The organism is Sulfurihydrogenibium yellowstonense SS-5, from assembly GCF_000173615.1.
Taxonomy (GTDB): Bacteria; Aquificota; Aquificia; order Aquificales; family Hydrogenothermaceae; genus Sulfurihydrogenibium; species Sulfurihydrogenibium yellowstonense.
On the sequence record NZ_ABZS01000162.1, the window covers coordinates 1 to 3,930 of the forward strand.

General features: G+C 33.4%; 2 protein-coding genes and 1 pseudogene. All 3 read left to right on the top strand.

Going from position 1 to position 3,930, the window contains the following annotated elements:
* Positions 1–573 (top strand): annotated as a pseudogene (locus SULYE_RS08425) (flagellar biosynthesis/type III secretory pathway protein); the annotation flags it as partial.
* A 7-nt stretch (positions 574–580) separates the two neighbouring features.
* Complete coding sequence (locus SULYE_RS06770) at positions 581–1,744, top strand: aspartate aminotransferase family protein (RefSeq protein ID WP_007547838.1); 1,164 nt, start codon at positions 581–583, stop codon at positions 1,742–1,744.
* The gene (rnr, locus tag SULYE_RS06775) at positions 1,745–3,850 is read left to right on the top strand and encodes a ribonuclease R (RefSeq protein WP_007547839.1); all 2,106 of its coding nucleotides are present in this window, start codon (positions 1,745–1,747) and stop codon (positions 3,848–3,850) included. It abuts the gene before it with no gap.
* The last annotated feature ends 80 nt before the right edge of the window (positions 3,851–3,930 follow it).

Sequence of the window (3,930 nt, forward strand, 5' to 3'; positions counted from 1 at the left end):
AGAGATATACCTTGTGAAATTTTTCTAAACAGCGACAAAATAGAAGACTTAGCCATAGCTACGCTATGTAATGTAAAAGATAGAGAAAGGCTGTTTAAAAAAATAGCAGAAAAACTAAACAGCTTAGGAGAAAAGGAAAGAGCCGATTGGATAACAAAGATATTGACTATCTTAGGACTAAGAGATAACTTAATAAAAGATTTTGAAAAAGTCCTAAAGGAGGAAGTAAAAATGCCAATCACAGTATCCTTAGATGCAGAAATAGTAGAAAACTTTCCATACATAGGTGATTTAGTAAAATTGGCAAAAAAACAAGCAATCCAAGAAGGCTTACAACAAGGTCTACAACAAGGTTTACAACAAGGTTTGCAACAAGGTTTGCAACAAGGTTTGCAACAAGGGTTATTAGAGGCAAAACGTGATGATATAAAAAGAATAATAAAAGCAAAATTTGGACAAGTTCCTGAAGATGTAGAAAAATTAATATCCTCTTCTGATGATGTAAATTTTTTAAACGAATTTTTAATGAAAGCTGTTTTGGCTAAAAGTATTAACGAGTTAATGGAGGTCTGAAATAAGAATGAATTTTGAAGAAGCAGATAAATATCTATTTCCAAATTATGCAAGACTTCCTTACTCTTTTGTAAAAGGTGAAGGATGTTATTTGTATGATGAAGATGGTAAAAAATATCTTGATATGCTGTCAGGCATTGCAGTAAATCAGCTTGGATATAACCATCCAAAATTGACCGAAAGTATCTGCAGACAAGCAAAAGAAATAATTCATGTATCAAACCTTTTTTACATAAAACCACAGTATGAAGTGGCAAAAATTTTAGTTGAAAACTCCTGCGGTGATAAAGTTTTTTTCTGTAATTCAGGAGCTGAAGCAAACGAAGCACTGATAAAACTCATTAGAAGATACTTTTACGATAAAAAAGAAAACAGATATGAGATAATCACTTTTGAAGGAAGTTTTCACGGAAGAACCTTAGCAACGATTACAGCAACAGCTCAGCCAAAATACCAAGAAGGATTCCAGCCATTACCAGAAGGGTTTAAATATGCAAAGTTTAACGATATAGACTCTGTAAAACAGTTAATAAACGATAAAACAGCAGCGGTATTGATAGAACTCGTTCAAGGAGAAGGTGGCGTAAATCCGGCAGATAAAGAGTTTATAAAAGAGCTTTACTCTCTTTGTAGAGAAAATGGAATATTATTTACAGTAGATGAGGTCCAAACAGGAATAGGAAGGACAGGAAAACTTTTTGCATACCAGCACTACGATATAGAGCCGGATATAATATCATTAGCTAAAGGTCTTGGCGGAGGCGTTCCTATAGGTGCCATCATTGCAAAAGACGAAATAGCAAAATCATTTGTTCCAGGTACCCATGCATCAACCTTTGGCGGAAACTATTTAGCAGCAGCTGCAGCTAAGGTTGTTTTAGAAGAGATATTATCTGATGGATTTTTGGATAAAGTTATTGAAAATGGAGAATATTTAAAAGAGAGATTAAAAACTTTTGGTTATCCGGTAAAAGGTTTAGGTCTTATGATAGGCATGGATTTACCAGAAGAAATTTCAGCAAAAGAGATAATGAAAAAAGCATTAGAAAATGGATTAATAATCGGAACAGCAGGAAAAAATACACTAAGATTTGTTCCACCATTGATAATTCGAAAAGATGACATAGATTTAGCAGTAAATATTTTAGAAAAAGTTTTGGGGGAAAAGTAAGTGGAAATAACTCAAGCCACCATCGTAGATTTTCTTAAAAATCAAAAAAAACCTGTCTATCTTAAACAAATTTTAAAAGCCTTTAATTTAGACAAAAAAGAAGATAAAAAATTAGTCAGAAGACTACTTAGAAAACTTCAAAAAAATAAAATTGTCCTTTATAAAAATGGTGGCTATATCTTAAAAAGAGAAATTCAAGAAAAAGAAAATCTTATAAAAGGAAAAGTAGAGGCACACGAAAGCGGTTTTGGATTTTTAATCAGAGAAGATGGAGAACCAGACCTTTTTATTCCACCTATAGAAATGAGATATTTGTTTGATGGAGATATTGTCTTAGCAGAAGAAAAGATTTATAGAGGAAAAAAAGAGGCAAAAATTGTAAAAGTCTTAGAAAGAAGAGTAAAAACAGCCGTTGGAAAATTGAAACAAGAAGGTAATAGATATTTTGTTTATCTGCTTGACTTTGTAATACCGCATAAAATATACGTAGATAAAAAAGAAGCAAAAAAATATGAACTTGATAACTACGTAGTAGTTGAAATTTTAAGATATCCAGAGCCAAAAGTAGAAGCAAAAGGAAGAATAATAAAAGACCTTGGAAAAGTCAAAAACACCCAAACTGTCGCAGAGATAGTAGCAAGAAAGTACGACTTACCACTTACCCACTCTCCGGAGGCCTTAAAAGAAGCAGAAAAACTGCCTTCTGTTGTAAAAATTACAAAAAATAGAAAAGACCTAACAAAACAGATATGTTTTACCATAGACCCGGAAAGTGCAAGAGACCATGACGACGCAGTAGCGATAGAAAAAGAAGGAGATAAATATAGACTATATGTTCACATTGCTGATGTCTCCCACTACGTTAAAGAAGGTTCTGCCATAGATAAAGAAGCATTCCAAAGAGGAAATACTTACTACCTTCCGGAAAGAGCGCTTCATATGCTACCGGAAAGGCTTGCAAGCCAACTTTGTAGTTTAAAACCTCGCGAAAAAAGGTATGCATTCACATGCGAGATGCTTATAGATAAAAAAGGGAACGTGGTTGAGTATGATATATATGAAAGCGTTATAGAAAGTAAAGCAAAGCTTACATACGACCAAGCACTTGGAATAATCTTTGGACAGCCGGAGCTTGAAAAAGCTTTTCCATACTTAGTTAAACCACTTAAACATATGAAAGAGCTTGCAGAAATTTTAATGAAAGCCAAAGAAAAAAGAGGAAGTATAGACTTTGACATGCCGGAGTCTCAAATACTGTTTGACCAATACGGTAATCCTTATGATGTTGTACCTTACGAAAGACATTTAGCCCACAGAATTATAGAAGAGTTTATGATAATAGCAAACGAAACAGTCGCTAAACATATGGAAAAAAACGGATATCCGTTTATCTATAGGGTTCATGAAAAACCAAAATTAGAAAAAGTTATGGCATTTGTAGATTTAATGGCAGGTCTTGGCTACAAAGTAGAGTATCCAAAAAAAGATGTAGACTCTAAATTTATTCAAAAAATTATAGAAATGGCAGTAGGAACTCCGGAAGAGTCATTGGTTAGATTCTTGGCTCTAAGAACGATGAAGCAGGCAAGATACTCACCAGAAAATATAGGACACTTTGGCCTTGCTTCAGAATGTTATACTCACTTTACATCTCCGATACGAAGATATGCTGACGTGTGGGTTCATCGACTTCTTAAAAAAGCAATCAAAAAGAAATTTACAAAGAAAGATATGGAAGAATTGCCTAAGAAGTTAGATATAATTGCAAAACAATGCTCAGAAAGAGAAAGGGTGGCAGATGATGCAGAAAGAGACGCCTTAGACATCTTAAAATTAAGAATTCTCAAAGATAAAGTTGGAGAAAAGTTTGAAGGTATCATTACAGGTGCTATGGCTTTTGGTTTATTTATAGAGATAGAAAGATATATAATTGAAGGTTTAGTTCCGATAGACTCTCTGCCCGGTAAATTCAAATACGATGAAAAAAACCATCAACTTATAGGCGATAAGATGAAGTTTAGACTTGGAGATAAAGTTTTAGTTGAAATTGTAAAAGTTGATGAAGATACTAAAAGGATAGATTTAAAGTTGGTGGAAAAGTTATAGTTAAGAAGGTGGTGAGATACAAGAAGTTAAATGCTTCTATTTTCTCACTTTCTTAATTCTTTGATAGTGAGACTGCTTGC

What these genes read in the sequence shown, in the direction of transcription:
- SULYE_RS06770 (WP_007547838.1), top strand. Translation starts at nt 581, where the DNA reads ATGAATTTTGAAGAAGCAGATAAATATCTATTTCCAAATTATGCAAGA.